Source organism: Acinetobacter sp. YH12095 (assembly GCF_013419245.1).
GTDB lineage: Bacteria > Pseudomonadota > Gammaproteobacteria > Pseudomonadales > Moraxellaceae > Acinetobacter > Acinetobacter towneri.
The window spans coordinates 50,141-70,592 of record NZ_VPAL01000004.1 but is presented as its reverse complement, the minus strand read 5'-3'; the positions used below and the strand labels follow the sequence as shown (position 1 = coordinate 70,592).

The window sequence follows — 20,452 nt, the reverse complement described above, 5'->3', positions numbered from 1 at the left end:
TGTGCTTGAAACTCAAGTGCAAGAAGTTCAATAACCATGAATCATTCAGAACTTGCAATCTAGCAAATTTCCTGAATAATGATATTTGACAATAGATATTGTCATGCTAGGAAAGCACAATAAAATAGAGGATGTTATATGAAATATGGATTATTCATTGCAGGCTTAATTGCGGCTAGTACCTTCAGTACCGCGCACGCATCCAATGCAGAACAGGTCAAATCTAACTTCGTGATCTCCAGTTATGCCAAAACCAAATATCCGATTGTGTTTACTCACGGTATGGCAGGCTTTATCAATATTGGTGGAGATCAGTTAGGTGTCGATTATTGGTACCAAATTTTACCCAATTTAGCACGTAACGGTGCTAACGCTTGGGCAACCCGCGTATCTCCATTTAACTCATCAGAAGTTCGTGGCGAACAATTGGCACAACAAGTCGATGAAATTCTTGCGATTACAGGCGCAAGCAAGGTCAACTTAATTGGTCACTCACATGGCGGACCAACCATTCGTTATGTAGCAGGCGTGATGCCATTTAAAGTCGCATCGCTGACTGCTGTCGGCGCACCAAATAAAGGCTCACCTGTGGCAGACTTTATTTTGAATGTACAAGGTGCACCGCTCGAAAAACCATTAATTGATATGGTCAATTTAGTGTCTAAAACCATTACTTGGGCACAAGGTTTAGATCCAAATAGCTATCCACATGACTCATTGGCAGGTGCCAACAGTTTGAGCACCACAGGTTCAGCACAATTTAACAGCAAATTCCCAATGGGTATGCCAACGACAAGTTGTGGTGAGGGCGCTTATCAAGAAAAAGGCATCCAGTTCTATTCATTTACGGGCAATACGGCTGTCACTAATTTACTTGATCCAGACTCAGCCATGTTGGCGACCAGTTTGTTGATTGATAATGGTCGTGATAATGATGGTTTGGTATCACGCTGCAGCGCCAAATTTGGTAAAACCATTCGTGATAACTACTATTGGAACCACTTAGATGAAGTCAATCAACTCTTGGGCATGAAAGATATTTTTGCACCAGATCCTGTTGATGTATATCGTCAACATGCCAATCGCTTAAAACTACAAGGTTTATAAACTCAAATAGCAGACATAAAAAATGCGCCTAAACGGCGCATTTTTTAGCTGTAAAGCAAAGTTAAAATTAACCTTGTTTACGTGCTGGTAATTTCTCACGAATACGTGCAGCTTTACCAGACAATTCGCGTAGGTAGTAAAGTTTAGCACGACGAACGTCACCACGACGTTTCACTTCGATTTTCGCAACGATTGGAGAGTGAGTTTGGAAAACACGCTCAACACCAACACCGCTAGAAATTTTACGTACTGTGAACGCAGAGTTCAAACCACGGTTTTTCTTCGCAATTACAACACCTTCAAATGCTTGAAGACGTTCACGATCACCTTCTTTTACTTTTACTTGAACGATAACTGTATCGCCTGGTGCAAAAGCTGGGATGTCTTGCTTAAGCTGTGCATTCTCAACAGCTTGTACTAAAGGATGCTTACCACTCATGGGGTATCTCCAATATGTGTGGGTCAGAAGAGGTCTGATTTCCACTGGGTATAGAGGCTAAAACGCATAGACCCGATTGACTTTCCCTTTATGCCTGACCGCTTCAATGCATAAAGAGCCTATTTAAAAACTACAAACACACTGTCTGTAGCAATTTTGCTTAGACAAACCGATTACTTGGTCTGTCCTTGCGAATCTTTTAGCCATTTTTTTTGCTGCTTGCTCAACTCAACTTTTTCAATCAACTCAGGTCGACGCTCTAAAGTCCGTTGATAACGCTGCAAAAACCGCCATTTTTCAATATTGGCATGGTGTCCCGACTTTAGTACTTCGGGGACATCCAAACCTTCAAAATGGTCTGGCTTGGTATATTGTGGGCAATCTAAAAGACCATCCACAAATGAGTCTTGCACATGAGATTGCTCATCAGACATAGCACCTGGAAGTCTCCGAATAATACTGTCCAACAACACCATTGCAGGTAGCTCCCCACCCGATAAAACGTAATCTCCAATTGACCATTCCTGATCAACATAGTTTTGGATTAAACGCTCATCGACCCCTTCATAACGACCACACAATACAATTAATCCATCATATTCAACGAATTGTTGTACTGCAGTTTCGTTTAAGGTTTTACCTTGTGGCGACATATACACCACAGGTACATGAACTGCTCCTGCTTGCTGTGCAAGCTGTTTGGCATGCTGGATTGCTTGCGCCAAAGGCTCTGCCATCATCACCATACCCGGACCACCACCAAATGGACGTTCATCCACCCTTTTGTAGTTGCCCTGTGCATAATCACGTGGATTAATGCAATGAATTTGCATCAATTCACGTTTTGCTGCACGTCCGCTAATACCGTAAGCTGTAATCGCTTCAAACATTTCAGGAAAAAGCGTAATGACTGCAAAAAACACCGCAGACTCCTCTATTTTCCTGCTATGCGAATCCTGAATGGATTAATAATCTACGCCCCAATTTACGTAGATGCGACCCGCTTCGAGATCAACGCGTTGTACCACATCTTTATGCCATGGAATCATACGCTCTTCGCTATCGACGCTATCGGCAGTTGCGCGAACTACCATCACGTCATTGGCACCTGTTTCAAACAATTCATGGATTTGACCGAGGTTTACTTCTTGTTCGTCATCGTCCAGACCTAACACTGTTAGACCTTTTAAATCAGACCAATAATACTCGTCCACGCCTGGTTGAGGCAGTTGCGCTTTTGAAATCCAGATATTTGCGCCAACCAAGTTGTCTGCTGCGGTACGATCACTCACACCTTTTAAGCTGACCACCAAGCCTTTGCCATGTGGTTTCCAACGTTTTACATCTGCGACTTGCCAACCTGCTTTGGTTTCGATGTACCAAGGCAGGTAGTCAAATATATTGCTCATTGGTTCTGTATTGGAATAGACCCAGAGCCACCCATTTAATCCATAAGCTGAACGTAGCTGTCCAATCTGAATACGATCTTCGGGCACATTCTGTGTTGGTGTCATGGGCTACCTACTACTACTTAATTCATTTAATTATGCAGCAGCTGCAGCTTTCTTCGCTTGAGCAGCTAAAGAAGCAACACGTTCAGAAGGTTGAGCACCTTGTGCAACCCAGTGAGCAAAACGGTCAGCATCTAAACGAAGTTTTTCTGCTTTACCTTGAGCTGTTGGGTTAAAGAAACCGATACGTTCGATGAAACGACCGTCACGTGCATTGCGGCTGTCAGTTACAACGATTTGATAGAATGGACGCTTTTTAGCACCACCACGAGTAAGACGAATAACTACCATGATACAACCTTATAGTTTTTACGGATTATCCCTGTATCGACCATCGACACATTTCAAACCCCTTTCATAGAGGGCAATATTTTACGTGAAATTTGCCCTGAATGAAAGATCAAAACGTATTTATCCGCAGATTTGAATTTATTTATTTGCCGTCCCAGTTGGTGGTGGCAGAAGGAGTACATGAGGAACCTTTTGTCCAGCATTTTTGATTATTATGATTCAACACTACTTCTCCATTCCCCACTTGTGCTCCTTCAGGTGTTGCCGTTAAGGTCCAAGTACCAGCAGAGACATTTGAAATTTCTAACTCATATAACTTTTTTGCTGAATTTGGATAATCTGGTGAAATTCCTAAGTCCGATAACGTTAAGGGTTGTCCAGCTTTTAAATAATTTGAATTCAACATTTTGTAACGCTGCAGCACTGAAGCGACTCTCGCCAATTCTGTTTGCACATCAATCCGGTTGGATTTGATTACATACTGTGTATAAGCTGGATAGGCTATTGCAGCTAAAATACCAATAATTGCCACAACAATAAGCAGCTCAATTAAAGTAAAACCATTTTTATTTTTTACCATGATTGACTTCCACTCGGTCCAGTTTCATCCCATGGCTCACACTTAAAATCAACATCACTTGCTAAATGTGACTTACATTTTAAGCCATTACTTCCCATTAAGAAGTAATAATCTTTGGGATCACCTGGGGGTGTAACTTTAATATACCAACCTCGCCCCTGCACGCCCGAAGTCAAAGTTTTTGAAGTGTCATCAATATCATAGATATCTAAACTATATCCATCAGGCATTTGCACAGAGTTGGCAGCAAAATTTCGGTAGTTAAAATTTCGAGCACGATAATTTTCAAGTTGTTCTGCAACTTTAAGAATTTCTTGCTGCACTTTACTTTCGGTACTTTTCCGCACATAACTTTGGTAACTTGGTAAAGCGATTGCAGCAATAATCGCAAGGATTACCACCACAACCATAAGCTCAATCAGAGTGAATCCATTTTCTTTATTCATTGAATCCTCCTAATTAACGTTCGTACCAACGTTGTGAAATAAACTTCGTTTTACCTTGATACGACTTTAATGGCTTATCTGTCGGCAAGTTAAGTACTAATCCACGTTTTTTATCAATACCACCAAAACTAATACCAATATTACCTAAACCTAATTCAATATCCTCAGGAAGCGATTCCTTTTCATAGTTTCCATCATTATTTTTCTTCAAACATTGTCCATATGGCAAACAAAATTGTTTAGCAACACTTTTCCCTCGTACACCGCCATAACAATTAACATCATCAATATCTACAGTAGCATCAAAGACACTCGTATAAAGATCATTATCAATGACAACATTATCGTTTAAGATACGATTTTTAGTAGCTAATGGATAATACCAGCCACCTTTTGTTAATGGTGTTGATGTATTTCCATCTGTATTTTCAACCAATTGCTTTGTATCAGTTCCTTCTGAATTAATATCCACAGTAGATAACTCTGAGTCTTTTAAAACAAATAAGTTTCGTTTTGTAACATCTTTATCGTAGATTACATATAGTGCATCATTTTGATCTGATTCAGACATTGGAAAACTTAAATTCCCTGAACCAATAGTAACTACACCAAAGAAACCATTACCTGAACTATGAATACTAAAACTTGGTGTACTATAAAAACGCGGTACGTTTGAGACAGATGACATATCTAAAATCCTAACGACACGTTTTGCAAAATTTGAACTGTCACCAGCCGTATTAGATGAATCTATATCTACACGCCAAAGCTGCCCACCTAAGTCACCAAAATATAAATGATCGGTTAATCCATCATTATTACGATCAATTGCTTTAATTTGACTTACAACACTACGTTTCATATCTGCAACTTGGGTCGCATCTACGGTTGTTGTATCTACATTTGAACTTGCCCACCACAAAAGGCTACCATCATCGGCATCAAACATATAAACACCAGCACCCTTATCTTTGCTTGAACTTGGTCTATGGTTTAAATTCTCATAGGCATCATCATAACCACCACCAACAAGCATGACTAATTTGCGCTCACCTTTCCACTTCACCCATGTCAGTGTTGGTTTAGACCAGCTTTGCCCCATATAACTTAATGGGCTATACGCTGCAGCACTTTGTGGGTCAATTTTAAATTTAATTTTAGGTGTACCACTTGTAGATGTAACATCTGATAGATCTAATGCATAGTAGCTTCGTCCACCCATGCGTAAACCACCATAAAGCCATTGTTTACCATTTTTAACGCTTACAACTGGTGCAGTTGCAGAGGTTCCACTACGTGTTGCATATTCTGTATATGCCGTCCAAGGTCCATCTATACCATATTTCAGATCAATACCTTGCTGTTTTTGATCCAAGAAGCCTTGATGTTGTTTTTCAATCATCTCACTCGGCACAAATGTAAATACTTCTTTACCAGCATCGGAATCTGTCGAATTTTTACCTGCTCGGACAACATGTAATAAACCTTGTGTAGTACCAAATACAATTAAATCGTCTCGACTCTCATAGCTTAAGTCTCCAGTTGCAGCATCAAATTTTGTTTTACCTTCTTGCGTGATCAGCAACGGTTTAGAATGCATGACTGCGCCCATTTGTCTCAAGGTCGCATTCGTATTGGTTAAAAAGTTAGTAAAAGTAGTTTGTGCCGTACTATCAGGAGGGTTAGTTTCCAGCTGTCTCGCCATAGCAGAGCTGATATCATAACCAAATAAAGCTGCAAGATATCCACGTTTCGGATCCTTCACAAAATTATTCGTATCATTTAGCACCTTTAAATCAGCAGTTTTTACTTGCAACAAATTAGAATTATCGCCCACAGTGGCAACTGTACCATCCTCGTTTATTTTTCGATCAGTAAAAATTTTACGCTCGATATTAGTATCTGTTAAACCCAATTTAAGTTGACTTAATGCACCACCAATACGAACCTCAATATCTTCTTCAACATCTTGACCATTTACTTTTTTAATTTTTGTAATAGTTTTCTTAATTGAGGTATCCGCCCAGAAATCATTTGGGTCATCTACACTCACACCTGTTGACTCATCCACAACCTTATTGTTATCACGATCACGAAGAATATTATTCTTGACTTCATATTTTTTTAAGTTACCAATCCATGTCGTTACGCGTGAGTCTGGCTGTGGATCAAACTGAGGGAAATATCCCCAAGGCTGAATATTTTGGGTATCCAGATTATCTACAGGCACTGTAACTGAACCCGTAGTTACAGGTGGAATATATTTTTGCATTTTTTTCAGAAATGCAATAACACTTTCAACAATATCCTGATCATTAGTGCCAATATAACTTCCACCTTGACCTAATACTCCCCATTTATCAGCATCTTTTTCATCTGAAGTCGCTTTATTACTAAAATCACTTCCGAATCCCACTACTGCTGTCTTAATGCTTATACCAGCTGGGTTATCATCTTTATTTAATAAAGCCTTAGTGAATGCTCCTATACAATCCCAACCATTTGGTTTAAGCATACGTGAAGCGCTTTGACTAGTATTATTTGTCCAACTATACCCTGAACTATATTTACCGAGTGTACTATCATTACTACAAGAAAAATTAGCACCTTTATCCGGTCCTAATGCTTTTTTCATAAAATCTTCTAAAACTGATCTCTTATATTGATCAGGAACAGTATTTCTAGATTCATAATATGTAGGAGCACCATCTGTTAAAAAATAAATACCCTGTGTATTACATTGTTTAGAGGAATCAATTGTATATTCTCTAGTATTTGTTTTCGAGTTAAGAGCAGATGGGCGAATGTAGTTTGTCCCATCACTTATATTGGTCACATTTGCAGAAAAACCTGATGCAGATCCAGCAGTTGATACTCCTGATGTTGTTTGCCCCATCAAATACGCAGCTACTTCAGCATAGGCATATCCTGTTGGAGTACCACCATTAGCATTTAACGCATTTACAGCCCGTATCATTTTTTTCCGGTGAGTTTCTTTTGCAGAAGTACTATAGTATGTTGTTGTAATAGTATATGTACCCGTACCTGTTTGTGTATATGTTCTAGTACTTGTAATTTGTGCAGATCGAGATTGTGTTCGTGTACAATTTGTCTTGGAGCAACTTGCATCACCTGTAGTTATACCTCCAAATTCTGGAGATCCAGCAATAGGTGTTGATTTAGCTGAGTCAGAGACTCCCCCCACACTGACAGCAGAGTTTTGCGAATTTGAAGTCACATTACTAAAATCTGCAACTGTTTTTACTGAGCTTTCCCAAGATGTGCAATTATAACTGGATTCATTCCATGAAATACATTCTTTAGGATTAATGACACCACTTGTAGCCGTTGCTGTACCAATAAGTGTCCAGTCTGGAGAATTTGTTACCCCCCAACTTCCACCACTACTACTATTTATTGTAGTCGGTGTCCATCCATCATTCACCCCCGCTGGGGACCAATTACTGGGATTACACCAATCATTACCCTTTTTACCACAGTCTTTTACTCTTGTACCTGACTGTGTACGAGATTGATTTGTTGCAGTCCATTTTCTCGATTCTGTAATTGTTCTAGTAACTGGACGAGAGAATGTTTGCTGCGTCTGAAATACTGGTCGATTACCAGATAAAATTGTCTCTTCTCCTAAAGGTCTTGCTTCAAGCTTTACCCTCCCAAAAGGCCCATTTCTATCAGGAGAGCTAAATTCCGAAAGCCCTGTTACAAGTCTATCTGGTAGCGGTTCTATTCCATTTTCTGCATCACCTTGAAGCAATTTAATCATGCCTCGCTTTAAACTACCAATACGATCTTCATCACTCATACTCCCCGACACATCCATCATAAACATCAATGTCGTCTGTGAAGCTTGAGGGCCTTTATACAACTCAATATCACTTGCATAACTTGGAAGTGCCGAACAAATGAGCGATGTCATCATTGCAGATTGGATAGCGATAACCAGTTTTTTATATTTCATATTCATTTCATTCTCCCAATTCCTTAATTTTTCGACGCATAACTAATGACGGCATAATCCATGACCTGCTGGCTATAAGGCACACCAAGATCACTAAAGCACTCCGCTACCGTTGTTTGATCTGGATATTTAGTTGACTTGTCATTAATATGATTTTTAAAACAATTATTTATTTGTGTATTAAAACTTGCCCAACCCGATCCTGAACCACTCGCTGCCCCCGGAATAATCGTTGTTACGATAATTTGTACTGGTTGGACTTGATCAAGTTGTACTGTAGATGCGTCTGTCCCTAAAGGATAAAATTTAAAGGGAACATCGGTTGATAAACTACTTTTTTTCACAGCCACTTGTGAAATCATAAAATCACGGCCACTACTGTAATCATTTGATGTGTATTTACAAAAACCTGTAGTACCTAATTCGGAATTATTAACATCGTCAGTTCCTGTAGGATAAATAATACTAGCGTTTTGGATATTAAAAACCTGATTCTGCGTCTTTGGACGATAGCAAAACACCAATTCTTTATTAAAAAAAGCATCCGATTTGACCATTCCAAATAAACCTAATGAACTTAAGTTCTTTTGAAAAATTGCTGAATTTTGATTATCTCTTTCAAGTGAGAAAAAAACGGCATCTGCTGTTTGCCGCATTAAACTTTGTACTTGACTATTTGTTGCAACATTTAGCCCTACTAAGCTTTGTTTAACAGCGAGTGTCCCTATTAAAACCATAAAAATAAGCACGAACAGTACAACTATGAGTGTTGCCCCTTTTTGATATTGCTTCATTTATAGGTCCTCCATGAGACCATAGCCATTTCTTAAAGCTACAGTTTGACTCACAACTTCTCGAGCAAATTTTTCTTTTGAACTCGCATCATTTAATGTCACTTGTTTATTTAAAACTCGAAATGCTGTAGGTAGAGCATCATTGCCAGAAATTGAATCAAAACCACGCACTAAAGCACCTAACTGTATAGACATGATCCGTGGTCGAGGGGATCCGTCTTTAGTTAAAACATTATTCGCCCCCATATATTGGTCAATTGTCATGTAACTAAACTCATCTGAATTATTTTGCTTCACGCCAAGAAGTACATGAAAATAATCAACACGTCGCATAATGATTTGGCTGTTTTCCCCTAAACCACTAATTCCAGCAGGCAAACTGTCTGTCGCCACTAATGTTTTATAACGACCCGCATCACAGACCAAAGCTAAATCAGAAGATTTTCCATCAGGTCTCAAGTAATAGCGCTGAACTACAAACGTTCCTTCCTCAATTTCTTCTTGAGTAAAACTACCACCTTCACAATCAAAACCATTAGGATCAAAGACTTTATACTGTATTACCAATTGATCACTTCCATCACCAACATTACTAGGGCCAACATTGGCTAATGACAGATTGGCAATATCCACCGTCGAATTCGTTAAAGTTAAAGGGAGGTTTGCTGACAGGACTTCTTTTTCTTCTGGTGTTAAAGACGCATAGCTTTTTACACTTGTAAAAACAATACCGCTATATTTATTCCGATCATTAATTACCGATAGATCAGCATCTAAATTAGCTAATTTTATGTCTTTAATAATAAAATTTAGACCAAAGTTCCCATTATCTTGGAGCTCACCCAAGTTTTTTTGCAAACTATAATTAATACTTCCAGTTAAAAACAGCTGCATGGCTGCCCCAATAACAATTAACCCGGTAACTAAGGACACCATTAATTCAATTAATGTAAAACCTTTAGAATAATTCATTAATAGGCCTCCAAAACAATACATTTTGAACTAGACAAAAAGCTACCGTCGTTTGTACAACTTGTATCGGAACTTCCATCAACAGGATTAGTTTCCCCCCATGCGACAAATACACAATTCCTATTAGTATCTGCACCAGGACAATCATTTACAGCTACTTTCATCCCTAAAGTATTCGCCCTAAATAAAATTTGATTAACATCTTCTTCGGCAAATTCAGCACTAGTACATTTAGATGTATTTGCACATTGTGCTGAATAGCTTGTTAAATAATATTTACCGTCTAATGCATTAGTATAAGCATCAACAATCTTTTCATTATCATCTTCACCAACTGTAAACTTAGACAAACCTTGTTTATTTGCCCTCATTCGCTCAGATAAATCACGTGCTAAATTCATTGCCTGTATACGTTTCGAAGCATCTAAGGATGCCTCCATCGCACGAATTTGTAACATCGAAAAGCCTAATACACCAATTGATAGAAGCAAAAGAGCCACAATAACTTCAACTAAGCCGATACCCGTTTGATTTATTTTTTTCATTATGGGCAGCTCCCTTCAAAAACTGATTTTGCATTGGATGCAACACGTCCAAAGTTAGTTAAATAAATAAAACGCTTAACACTATCCCGAGCTAACTTAATTTCTAAATTTGTAGGCAACGTTGATACATTACCTTGGGGTAAAAAGACAATCGTTGTTAAGGCTGAGATTGTAGAGACATTCCAACTACTACCAACACAACTAGCCGTATTAAATGTTAATGTTACATCTTCTGGAATTGTCCAATATCGGTCAGTTGGAGAATCTTCCCCTGTCGCATTTAAATGAATTGTTATTTTCTTACGACTTAACACCGCATCGGACCGCGCTTGTGTAAGCGCTTTTTCGAAATCCGTAGTTGTTCGCTCAATTTGTCTTTTCTCAATCGAATTGGATAAATTTGGAGCAGCTATCGTTGCAATAATTGCGATAATTGCCAAAGTCACCATCAACTCAATTAAGGTGAACCCGTTTTCTTTTCTTTGCATACTCCCCCCAAGACACAGACTTTGCCCTATTAAAAATAATAACCAACAATTTTACAAAACCCTCACACTTCAGGATAAAAGGCATAAAAAAGCAGATAACCGTCATGCAACAGTTATCTGCCTATTTTTCATCAATTTTTTAGAGTGTTATGTACTTCGCAGTTTAAGCCTGTATTACAGGAATACGTAACTCTTTTGGCAAACTAAAGGTAATATTTTCTTCACGGCCTGCAAGCTCTTCAGGGGCAGTTGCACCCCAGTCTTGCAAACGCTGAATCACTTGTTTAATTAAAATTTCTGGTGCAGATGCGCCCGCAGTTACACCAATTTTTGTATTCGGCTGAAACCATGCTTGCTCCAACTCGTCTGCATTATCCACCAAATAGGCGTGTTTCCCCATACGTTCGGCTAACTCGCGCAAACGGTTGGAGTTAGATGAGTTTGGAGAACCAACCACCAACACCACATCACATTGATTGGCTAAGTCACGCACTGCATCCTGACGGTTTTGAGTGGCGTAGCAAATATCGTCTTTACGCGGTCCTTGAATATTTGGATATTTTTGGCGTAAGGCATCAATCACTTTGGCTGTATCATCAATCGACAAAGTAGTTTGCGTTACAAAAGCCACTTTATCTGGATGCTGAACCGCAAGTGCAGACACATCATCTTCATCTTCCACCAAATAAATTTCGCCGCCATTTTTCTTGTCGTACTGACCCATCGTCCCTTCAACTTCGGGGTGTCCTTCATGACCAATTAAAATCGCCTCTGTGCCTTCACGCGCATATTTGGTGACTTCAATATGTACTTTGGTGACCAATGGACAAGTGGCATCAAACACTTTTAAGCCACGACGCTCCGCTTCTTGCTGCACTGCTTTAGATACGCCATGTGCACTAAAAATCACGATATTGTCATCGGGTACTTCATCCAGCTCATCGACAAAAATCGCACCGCGCTGACGCAAGTCATCTACCACAAATTTATTGTGAACCACTTCGTGACGCACATAAATAGGTGGGTTAAAACACTCAAGGGCACGATTTACAATCGCAATTGCTCGGTCTACACCTGCACAAAAACCACGTGGATTCGCCAATACAATTTCCATAGAACCCTCTATGTTGAAGTTAAATAGGTGGGATGTTTTAAAATTTATGCCAACAAAAGCCATCTTGGCTATTTTGTTTAAGGGGCGTCTACTCTAAAATAGAGAAGATATTTTATCATATCAGGAAAAATATCATGTCGGGTCTATTGTTTGTCGTTTCTGCCGCTTCAGGAACAGGCAAAACATCCCTCGTTAAAGCCCTGCTTGAGCGTGTGAATAATTTACACGTTTCAGTTTCTCACACAACACGTGGTCAACGTCCCGGCGAACTCGATGGTGTGCATTATCACTTCACGCAAAAACAAGATTTTATCGACTTGGTAGAACAAGGCGGTTTTATTGAGTATGCAGAGGTGTTTGGCAATTATTACGGCACCGCGCAAGCGACGGTTAAAGAGCAGTTAGCCAAAGGTCACGATGTGTTACTTGAAATTGACTGGCAAGGCGCTCAGCAAGTACGCAATCTTTTTCCTGAATCGAAGCAAATTTTTATTCTTCCACCAAGTCAGTTTGATTTACGCGAGCGTTTGTCTAACCGTGGCACCGATGCAGTCGATGTGATTGAACATCGTCTAGGCTGTGCAGTTGAAGACATGCAACAATATGTCAATTTTGACTATGTGATTATTAATGATGACTTTAATAAGGCTCTGCACGATTTAGAATCGGTGATTACGGCTAATCGTTTGGTGATGGCGCAGCAGGCGCATCGTCATCAAGCCTTGATTCAAAAGTTAATTAGCCCGCCAAGCGCGTGATTAAAACTTGAGTCTATAAGCAAAGCACCTTATACTGCACAGTCTGTTTAAATTTATTATTCGAACGAGAATTCTTATGGCACGCGTTACCGTTGAAGATTGTTTAGACCATGTAGACAACCGCTTTGAGCTTGTACTAGTGGCAAGCAAGCGCGCGCGTCAATTGGCACGTCAAGGCATAGAACCTACCGTTGAGTGGGACAACGACAAACCTACCGTTGTTGCTTTACGTGAAATTGCAGAAGGTCACGTTTCTAAAGACATTTTGAAACAACGTGATCAAGACTATCAAACTTCGAGTCTTGACCTTGCACTTTCTGCAAATAATTTGAATTTAGATGGTTTTTCTTTCCAATAAGAGCAACTTTCTAAAAAAGCCTAGTTTTTTACTAGGCTTTTTTGTTGTCTGAACTTTAATCTTGCGCTAAAAACCGTTATAACATAAGGATTAAGACCACAGGGTCTGTTGACATTTCATAAATGGTTTGCGCTGTAGGCTAAAACTGAGCAGATCAGGCATGAAACGAAGGGAATAGCGAGACTATTGCCAAGTTTCATAACGCAATCTGAGAAAGTTTTAGCCACAGTCCTTCGGAACGAGCATATTTTTTGCTGCTATTGCGTTATGAGTCAGTCATTTAGAATGACTAAATTTCCTGTCTCATGCCTTATATCAGCTAAAAAATATGCATCGTCGCAAACATAGACGAAGTGTCAACAGACCCTAATTTAGTGCCAAATTTATCACTATTTTGGCATGAAAAAAATTGACAAGTCATGCAATATGCTTTTCATTATAAGGTCTAACTGTAGATTCGTTATCACTTGTATTTTAAAGGGTGTTATATGCCAGGCACGATGGTCAGCCAAGCCAAACAACAGCTTCAAGCCATGATCGAACCTTACCTTAGCGTAAGTGAAGTCGAACAGGTGCTTACGGCTTGCGATTATGCCGAGCATGCGCATGATGGCGTTACCCGTAAAAGTGGTGAACCGTATGTGTTACACCCGATTGCGGTCAGTTGTATTTTGGCGCACATGCGTTTGGATGCCGACACGCTCATTGCTGCCCTATTGCATGACGTCATTGAAGATACTGACTACAGCAAAGATGACATCACAGAAAAATTTGGACGCACCGTTGCCGAACTAGTCGATGGTGTGACCAAACTTAGCCATTCCAGCGACAAGGAATACAACAAAGCCGCATCGTTCCGTAAAATTCTGCAAGCGACCTTACAGGATCCACGTGTCATTATTGTGAAACTGGCAGACCGCTATCACAACATGACCACTTTAGATGCGCTGCGACCAGATAAACGTGCCCGTATTGCCCAAGAAACCTTTGATGTATTTGTACCCATGGCACGTATCGTGGGTATGAATGAAATGGCAGATAACCTCGAACATCTGTGTTATCAAAATCTTGATTTAGATATGTATAACGATGTGCAAGCTGCCCTTTTGCACACCAAACCAAAACGCTGCGAATACCAATCTAAATGGGAACAAAATCTTGCCGACCTACTCCAAGACAATCAAATTACCGGTCGGATTAAAAAGAAAAATAACAATATAGAATTACTGCGCCACTTTGTTAAAAACGATATTGATCTACAAGAACTGACCCACAGCCACGCCTTCGAAATTATTTTACAAAGTATTGCTGACTGTGACCGTTTGGCTGTTATTTTACGTGACAGCTTTCAGGTCTTACATTATGAAGATCATATCCGTCGCCCACTGCCAGGTGGCAACCAATCGCTAATGATGCGTCTAAAAGGTGAGCAAACTACCTTATCACTCACCATTCAAACCGAATTGATGCGTAAAGCCGCACGTTTTGGCGTGGTCTTGGGTGAAAACGCACCACAAGCTTGTCGTTCTGCCATTCAAGCCTCTATGAAAAGCTTGAATGTGTTGATTGATGGTGAATGTGCCAAAACTACATTTAGCGATTTACTGGATTATCTGCACCAAGAGAAAATTCATGTTTATACCCCGCACGGACATTTACATGAATTGCCGCAAGGCGCCACCGCGGTTGATTTTGCCTATGCAGCCAGTTTATTCTTAGGTAACCACGCCGTCGGTACAAAAATTAATGGTGAAAGCAAACCGCTGTCAACACCACTCATCAGCGGGCAAGTGGTCGAAATCATCACCGATGTGTTAGCCACACCAAACCCAGACTGGCTAAGTTTTATTAATACCCAAAAGGCCCGTCGTGCCTTACAAAACATTCTGCGTGATCAGGATATTGAAGAACAGCGTTTAGTGGGACAGCAAGCCCTGAACCGTGCGCTGAAATTGTTTAATCACTCGATTCAAGACCTGACTGAGGCAGATTGGTTAAATGTGTTGCAATGGCGTCATATCGACTCCAAAGACCGTTTATTTGAGCAAATTGCAGTGGGTGATTTATTGCCGCAGTTGGTGGCAAATCACATTTACGCACTTGATCAGGACAGCAACGAACATTCTGACCGTCTGATTCAAGGCACAGAAGGCATTGACGTGAAATATGCACACTGTTGCAATCCTGTGCTGGGCGACCCGATTCAGGGCAACTTGTCACGTCGCGGTTTGATTGTGCATCGTGCGCGTTGCAATAACTTACTGCATGAGCAACATCAACATCCTGAAAATATCATGCCGCTACAATGGACTTCGGAAGATTTGGATGACGTGAGTTTTACGGCTTACCTCAGCATTGATATGGATATGAATGACGAACAAATTTCCGATTTGATCTATCAATGTCGTAAGGCCAAAACGGGTGTGGAAATGGTACGCAGCCACGATGGCAAGACTCATGTGAATATTGTGGTCAATAACCGTAAGCAAATTGCCAAAATTATTCGTGATTTGCGTATGCACTACGGTTTCCCACGGATTAGCCGTTTAGCGCGTCCAATTAGCATTGCCGAAGAAGCCAAAGCCTGTTAAGGGCTTGGCAAGGCAATTTGCCTACACAATACAGACACTACTTTTCGCATTATTTGCCAATAAGACTACTGTGATGCAGTCTGATGGTCTATGATGTTTATAAATTATTTTAGGAGAAATCAATGTCTCGCCAAGTCATCCATACTGAAAATGCACCTGCAGCAATTGGTACTTACTCACAAGCCATTTTGGTGGGAAATACTGTTTATTTATCAGGTCAAATTGGTTTAGACCCATACAGCATGGAATTGGTAGAAGGCATTGAAGCGCAAATTCGCCGCGTATTTGATAACTTAAAGGCCGTTTGCGAAGCGGCGGGTGGCTCTTTGGCCGATATTGCCAAGCTCAATATTTTCCTGACCGATTTATCACACTTCCAATTGGTCAATCAGATTATGGGTGAATATTTTGCACAACCTTACCCTGCGCGTGCAGCCTTAGGTGTGGCCAGCTTACCTAAAGGTGCTTTAGTTGAAATGGATGGCGTTGTGATTATCAATTCATAAGTCATTATCATTCAAATACTTAAAAACAAATAAACGATGCCACCTATTAAGTGGCATTTTTTAATTCAAAAACCCAATTACAATAAATGACTTTTCAAATGATTTTTATTGACAAACGATAATAATTATCAATAATAACTCTTATCTTATTTCAATTATTGTGGTTGCATTCATGTACGTTTGCTTATGCCGTGGTATTACAGATCAAGACATTAAAGAAGCCGTTGCCAATGGTGCAGAGAGCTATCGTGAAATTCGCGATATGTTTGACTTAGGTACGTGCTGCGGTCGCTGCGCACCTGAAACTCGTGCCATCATCAGTGATGAAATTGCTCAAATTGCCTCTCGTCTTGCCATTGCTGCATAAAGTTCGTATTTTCCAATACATTCCCCACATTTAGTTATTTTAATTTTTTACCGTGTTTTTCCTCCCCCGCTTCCGACTACAGCGGGTTTTTCTTGGCTTACATTTTTCCACATTGCCTAGCCAATTGTTTTTGATTGCGATTTTCATTTGCCGTTCTATAAATCACTCGCCATTTTGCCCAGTCTTGTTTAAGATAGAAGCATAGATTGCCTTAAGCGGTTTAAGGCAGAAATTGTTGATGGAGTGCTGCAATGAAAGGCAATCGCGATGTGATTAATCAGTTAAACCAAGTTTTGTATCATCACCTGACTGCAATTAACCAATATTTTTTACATTCACGTATGTTTAATGATTGGGGCATTGAACAACTCGGTTCGGCTGAATACAAAGAATCGATTCGTCAAATGAAGCATGCCGATAAAATTATTGAGCGTATTCTGTTTTTAGAAGGTCTGCCAAATTTACAACATTTGGGTAAATTATATATTGGTCAGCACACTGCTGAAGTGCTGAATTGCGATGTACGAAAAGTCAAAGAGAATATTGAAGCGATTCAAAAAGCGGTGGTTTTGGCAGAGCAACAACTCGACTATGTGACTCGTGATTTGGTCCAGGAAATTCTAGAAAAAGAAGAAGAGTACTTAGACTGGGCAACTACACAACTTGATTTGGTTGAAACTGTGGGTATTGAAAACTATATTCAAAGCCAACTCTAAGATTCATCTGGTTTAGATAACTCAAAAGACTGGTTTTCCAGTCTTTTGTTTTTTGGGGCACTTTACCTAAAATTCAGTATCTTGCCTCTCTAATGAAGAAGCTCTCAATATCAATATATTTTACTTATGCGCATTTTAAATTCTTGGATTTATAAAAAAGTATTTATAACGCAAAAAAATGTTTCATGGGTTGCATCTGTTGATGCAATATCCGAATAATAAAAATTCCATAATCCTGTTTTTTATAAAAAATAGCATGTTGATGATGATCGTGACGGCGTATTCCCTCGCCAATATCTACACATGCATAACCAATCAGCGGTGAACTCACTAACAAATGAAAGGTATTTTCCAAATGTTGCGTGTATTGGTCAGCTTGAGCTACACCAAAATTAAGTAAGGTGTATTCATAAATAGCAGTGAAGTTGTCGACAGCTAAATTTGATAGCTTATACACGATGCTTCTGCTTCACTTGAGCCGCAATATCTTTTAGGCTAAGTGTACTTTCTCCACTGTTCTCACCTGCTTCAATCGCTTGCTTTAAAGCTGCAGTTTGATTTTCTTGCTGCTCCAATAATCTTAGTGCAGATCGCATCACTTCACTGGTTGAACCATAACGTCCAGATTCAATCAGTTTGCTCACAAAGTTATCGAGTTGTGGGCCAATTGTTACACTTGTAGTTCTCGCCATCAGCATGCCTTATTGTGTGAATAGATCATACAATTCTAACACAACTCCCTTTATCTGAACAAAAGTTCAGCATCTCTTTAAATTTTCGCACATGAAATCAATTTTATAATGAATACCCCCTCTCTTTTTAAAGAGAAGTTGGGAGAGATTTTCAACATTGAAAATTTTCACCATATTTGGCTCACTATTTTCAAATCCCCCTCCTTGCGCTACACAAATCAGCGCGGCTTTGCCTCATCCAATAAAGTCGCATAATCTACATTGACCTGCCACAAAGTGCTTAACAACCATAATTGCTTTTTGGCTTCTGCTTCATAACCGTTAAATGCTAATACGCGTGCATATTTCAATAAATCGTAGCGGGTTGGATAATTCAACACAATTTCATGGATATCCTGCAATTGATCAGGCGTTTGTAGGCTATAAGGATTTAAACGAATCCACGCAATGCGGCGGTTAAATTCTTCGAGTACCAAAATACGCTCTTGATGGGTGATTTTTTCAGGTGTATGTTCGTAGCGTACCGACTGATTCAATTTAGGCACCATCACTTCATAATCACGATAAATCAGCATCAACAACAATGCGCCAAGTACAAAAGTACTGCGTAAATAAATTGCAGATAAAGAGAAGCTTTTTACCACACGTTGTGATTGAACCATGCCGATAATAAAACCAACAGGCAGCAAGAAGTAGGCATAGTTTTGTGGAAATTCCAGCATGGCATGTACGCTAAATGCACCGAGCATTAAAATCCCCACAACCGATTCCACCGACTGGGTATATTTATGCAGCTGGTAAGCCCAATAACCCAAATACGCCAAAAATGGTACGCCTAGTATCACACCATTCCAAAGTAAAAAATCCAAAATAAAATTGTGTGCGCTGCGAATCCACACAGGGCCTTGTACAAATTCACTAATGCTCACATAAGCCACACTGGTTTGATGCCAACCATAGCCCCACCACGGTTGATGTTCAATTGCAGCGAGCATTTGCTGCCAAATGGCCAAGCGTGACATATCACCTGTGGCGCGCTGTACCACATCACGAGATTGCACCGAAAGGTCTGCACTTTGTGAGAGCAATTGACTAAAAGCAGGTGCGATAAAAATCAGCCCGATAAATGCGGCAAACCACAGCAAGCTATAGCGGCATTTAATCCGCATCACGCCACGGTATTGTTGATAGCTCAAATAGGTCAAGAGACACAGCGATGCCAACCATGAAGTACGCGACTGACTCAGTACCACACCCACCAAAATCATGGCAGCAGCAATCACAATCCACAAGGTTTTAAGTTTTTGTTTTTCGTATAAATATAGGCATGCCATGAGTGACATTACCAAAAAGGTCGCCATATTATTCGGTTGGGCGAAATTGGCATAAGGACGTTGTCCGATTTTAATATCTACCATAATAGGCAGGTATTGATCGAGTGTGAGCCACTGGCAAATTGCCATGAATGCAGTAATACTTCCCACGCCAAGCAGCACATAACTAAAGCCTGTAAAGATGCGTTCACGTTCGCTGTTGATTTGCGTGAGGTTATAGCCAAAAATGATCGCGAGCCAAAAACTAAAGATATACACGCTGCTAAGCAAGGCTTTATCAAAGAAATAGACCAAGCCAAAGCCCCATTGAATGAAGGGAATACTGCATAATGCCAATAATGGCAGGCTGATTTTAGGTATCTGTATTTTTTCTTTGAATAGGCAGGCGGCAAGCGCAAACAGGGCAAAAAATGCGTAAAGTTCACCTGTATAAGTGACCCACGGGCGGTAGTGAATGGGCAATAGCCATGCAAGGGAGATGTGGATGGCAGACAAAAGTAGCAATGCAGATTTCATAAGAAAACTAGACTAAAAAACTGGCTCTATCTTATATTTTTTTAGGCAAGATGATAGTGCCTTGTGTAGCAAGTTTGATTGGAATTCTACCAGTTTCGAAATGGAATAATTGTGTGGGGGAATACTTAAACTCCCCATTTTTAACTTAAGAAATTATTTCCACGGTCTTAAATCTACTATTTTGATGATGCTTGCAGATTCTTTGTTGACTAAAACCACCATATCGACTGCATTGGCTTTTAAGGGTAGCCACGCATCGGCTTTTGGATATTTTTCTATAGTCTTTTAACTTAATTTTCTAATACGAGCTTATAACAACCCTATATAAAATTCGAGTTATTATATAGA

The 20,452-nt window shown here is 39.9% G+C and carries 22 protein-coding genes and 1 pseudogene; 7 read left to right on the top strand and 16 right to left on the bottom strand.

The window, feature by feature from the left end:
* Positions 1-138 precede the first annotated feature (138 nt).
* Positions 139-1,107 carry a triacylglycerol lipase gene (locus FTU35_RS04715; protein WP_180064543.1) on the top strand — a complete coding sequence of 323 codons (969 nt, stop codon included), beginning with the start codon at positions 139-141 and terminating at the stop codon, positions 1,105-1,107.
* A 67-nt stretch (positions 1,108-1,174) separates the two neighbouring features.
* On the opposite strand, the gene rplS is transcribed toward FTU35_RS04715, so the two are convergent.
* From rplS to ispH, 12 genes are all read right to left on the bottom strand, one after another.
* On the bottom strand, positions 1,175-1,546 hold the full coding sequence (gene rplS, locus FTU35_RS04710) for a 50S ribosomal protein L19 (RefSeq protein ID WP_004974529.1): 372 nt from the start codon (positions 1,544-1,546) through the stop codon (positions 1,175-1,177).
* Positions 1,547-1,719: 173 nt separating this feature from the next.
* A complete protein-coding gene (trmD, locus tag FTU35_RS04705; protein WP_154320275.1) occupies positions 1,720-2,469 on the bottom strand; it encodes a tRNA (guanosine(37)-N1)-methyltransferase TrmD in 750 nt (249 codons plus the stop codon).
* 42 nt (positions 2,470-2,511) lie between these two features.
* Positions 2,512-3,060: a ribosome maturation factor RimM gene (rimM, locus tag FTU35_RS04700; protein WP_180051418.1), complete on the bottom strand. Its 549-nt coding sequence runs from the start codon at positions 3,058-3,060 to the stop codon at positions 2,512-2,514.
* A 30-nt stretch (positions 3,061-3,090) separates the two neighbouring features.
* Positions 3,091-3,348 carry a 30S ribosomal protein S16 gene (gene rpsP, locus FTU35_RS04695; protein ID WP_004974526.1) on the bottom strand — a complete coding sequence of 86 codons (258 nt, stop codon included), beginning with the start codon at positions 3,346-3,348 and terminating at the stop codon, positions 3,091-3,093.
* Between the two features lie 142 nt (positions 3,349-3,490).
* A complete protein-coding gene (locus tag FTU35_RS04690; protein ID WP_179994090.1) occupies positions 3,491-3,928 on the bottom strand; it encodes a type IV pilin protein in 438 nt (145 codons plus the stop codon).
* Entirely contained in the window at positions 3,922-4,374 is a 453-nt protein-coding gene (locus FTU35_RS04685) for a type IV pilin protein (RefSeq protein WP_179994089.1), read from the bottom strand. Before FTU35_RS04685 ends, FTU35_RS04690 begins: the two co-directional genes overlap by 7 nt.
* A gap of 13 nt (positions 4,375-4,387) precedes the next feature.
* The gene (locus tag FTU35_RS04680) at positions 4,388-8,359 is read right to left on the bottom strand and encodes a pilus assembly protein (protein ID WP_180064542.1); all 3,972 of its coding nucleotides are present in this window, start codon (positions 8,357-8,359) and stop codon (positions 4,388-4,390) included.
* A 17-nt stretch (positions 8,360-8,376) separates the two neighbouring features.
* Complete coding sequence (locus FTU35_RS04675; protein ID WP_180064541.1) at positions 8,377-9,147, bottom strand: pilus assembly protein; 771 nt, start codon at positions 9,145-9,147, stop codon at positions 8,377-8,379.
* Positions 9,148-10,119 carry a PilW family protein gene (locus FTU35_RS04670; RefSeq protein ID WP_180064540.1) on the bottom strand — a complete coding sequence of 324 codons (972 nt, stop codon included), beginning with the start codon at positions 10,117-10,119 and terminating at the stop codon, positions 9,148-9,150.
* Positions 10,119-10,664, bottom strand: coding sequence for a type IV pilus modification protein PilV (pilV, locus tag FTU35_RS04665; protein ID WP_179994085.1), 546 nt, complete (start codon positions 10,662-10,664; stop codon positions 10,119-10,121). Before pilV ends, FTU35_RS04670 begins: the two co-directional genes overlap by 1 nt.
* Positions 10,664-11,152 carry a GspH/FimT family pseudopilin gene (locus FTU35_RS04660; protein ID WP_179994084.1) on the bottom strand — a complete coding sequence of 163 codons (489 nt, stop codon included), beginning with the start codon at positions 11,150-11,152 and terminating at the stop codon, positions 10,664-10,666. The genes pilV and FTU35_RS04660 overlap by 1 nt, the downstream gene beginning before the upstream one ends.
* A gap of 163 nt (positions 11,153-11,315) precedes the next feature.
* Positions 11,316-12,266 (bottom strand): 4-hydroxy-3-methylbut-2-enyl diphosphate reductase, encoded by a 951-nt coding sequence (gene ispH, locus FTU35_RS04655; protein ID WP_179994083.1) that lies wholly within the window; start codon positions 12,264-12,266, stop codon positions 11,316-11,318.
* A 134-nt stretch (positions 12,267-12,400) separates the two neighbouring features.
* Between ispH and gmk the strand changes: the two genes are divergently transcribed.
* The 6 genes from gmk to bfr all read left to right on the top strand — a co-directional run bounded on the left by gmk (position 12,401) and on the right by bfr (position 17,562).
* Entirely contained in the window at positions 12,401-13,024 is a 624-nt protein-coding gene (gene gmk, locus FTU35_RS04650) for a guanylate kinase (protein WP_004974513.1), read from the top strand.
* Between the two features lie 76 nt (positions 13,025-13,100).
* Positions 13,101-13,382, top strand: a complete 282-nt coding sequence (gene rpoZ, locus FTU35_RS04645; RefSeq protein WP_004809957.1) for a DNA-directed RNA polymerase subunit omega — start codon at positions 13,101-13,103, stop codon at positions 13,380-13,382.
* 488 nt (positions 13,383-13,870) lie between these two features.
* Positions 13,871-15,973, top strand: a complete 2,103-nt coding sequence (locus FTU35_RS04640; RefSeq protein ID WP_180064539.1) for a bifunctional (p)ppGpp synthetase/guanosine-3',5'-bis(diphosphate) 3'-pyrophosphohydrolase — start codon at positions 13,871-13,873, stop codon at positions 15,971-15,973.
* Between the two features lie 122 nt (positions 15,974-16,095).
* Positions 16,096-16,479: a RidA family protein gene (locus FTU35_RS04635; RefSeq protein WP_004809961.1), complete on the top strand. Its 384-nt coding sequence runs from the start codon at positions 16,096-16,098 to the stop codon at positions 16,477-16,479.
* Positions 16,480-16,651: 172 nt separating this feature from the next.
* A complete protein-coding gene (locus tag FTU35_RS04630) occupies positions 16,652-16,846 on the top strand; it encodes a bacterioferritin-associated ferredoxin (protein WP_178866789.1) in 195 nt (64 codons plus the stop codon).
* A gap of 251 nt (positions 16,847-17,097) precedes the next feature.
* Positions 17,098-17,562 carry a bacterioferritin gene (gene bfr, locus FTU35_RS04625; protein WP_096901270.1) on the top strand — a complete coding sequence of 155 codons (465 nt, stop codon included), beginning with the start codon at positions 17,098-17,100 and terminating at the stop codon, positions 17,560-17,562.
* Positions 17,563-17,725: 163 nt separating this feature from the next.
* On the opposite strand, the gene FTU35_RS04620 is transcribed toward bfr, so the two are convergent.
* The 4 genes and pseudogenes from FTU35_RS04620 to FTU35_RS13460 form a co-directional block, all read right to left on the bottom strand.
* Entirely contained in the window at positions 17,726-18,019 is a 294-nt protein-coding gene (locus FTU35_RS04620; RefSeq protein WP_179994080.1) for a type II toxin-antitoxin system RelE/ParE family toxin, read from the bottom strand.
* Positions 18,012-18,254, bottom strand: a complete 243-nt coding sequence (locus FTU35_RS04615; protein WP_004974509.1) for a type II toxin-antitoxin system ParD family antitoxin — start codon at positions 18,252-18,254, stop codon at positions 18,012-18,014. The genes FTU35_RS04620 and FTU35_RS04615 overlap by 8 nt, the downstream gene beginning before the upstream one ends.
* Positions 18,255-18,472: 218 nt before the next feature.
* Positions 18,473-20,104: a PglL family O-oligosaccharyltransferase gene (locus FTU35_RS04610; protein WP_180064538.1), complete on the bottom strand. Its 1,632-nt coding sequence runs from the start codon at positions 20,102-20,104 to the stop codon at positions 18,473-18,475.
* 153 nt (positions 20,105-20,257) lie between these two features.
* A pseudogene (locus FTU35_RS13460) lies at positions 20,258-20,389 on the bottom strand (type IV pilin accessory protein); the annotation flags it as partial.
* Positions 20,390-20,452 lie beyond the last annotated feature (63 nt).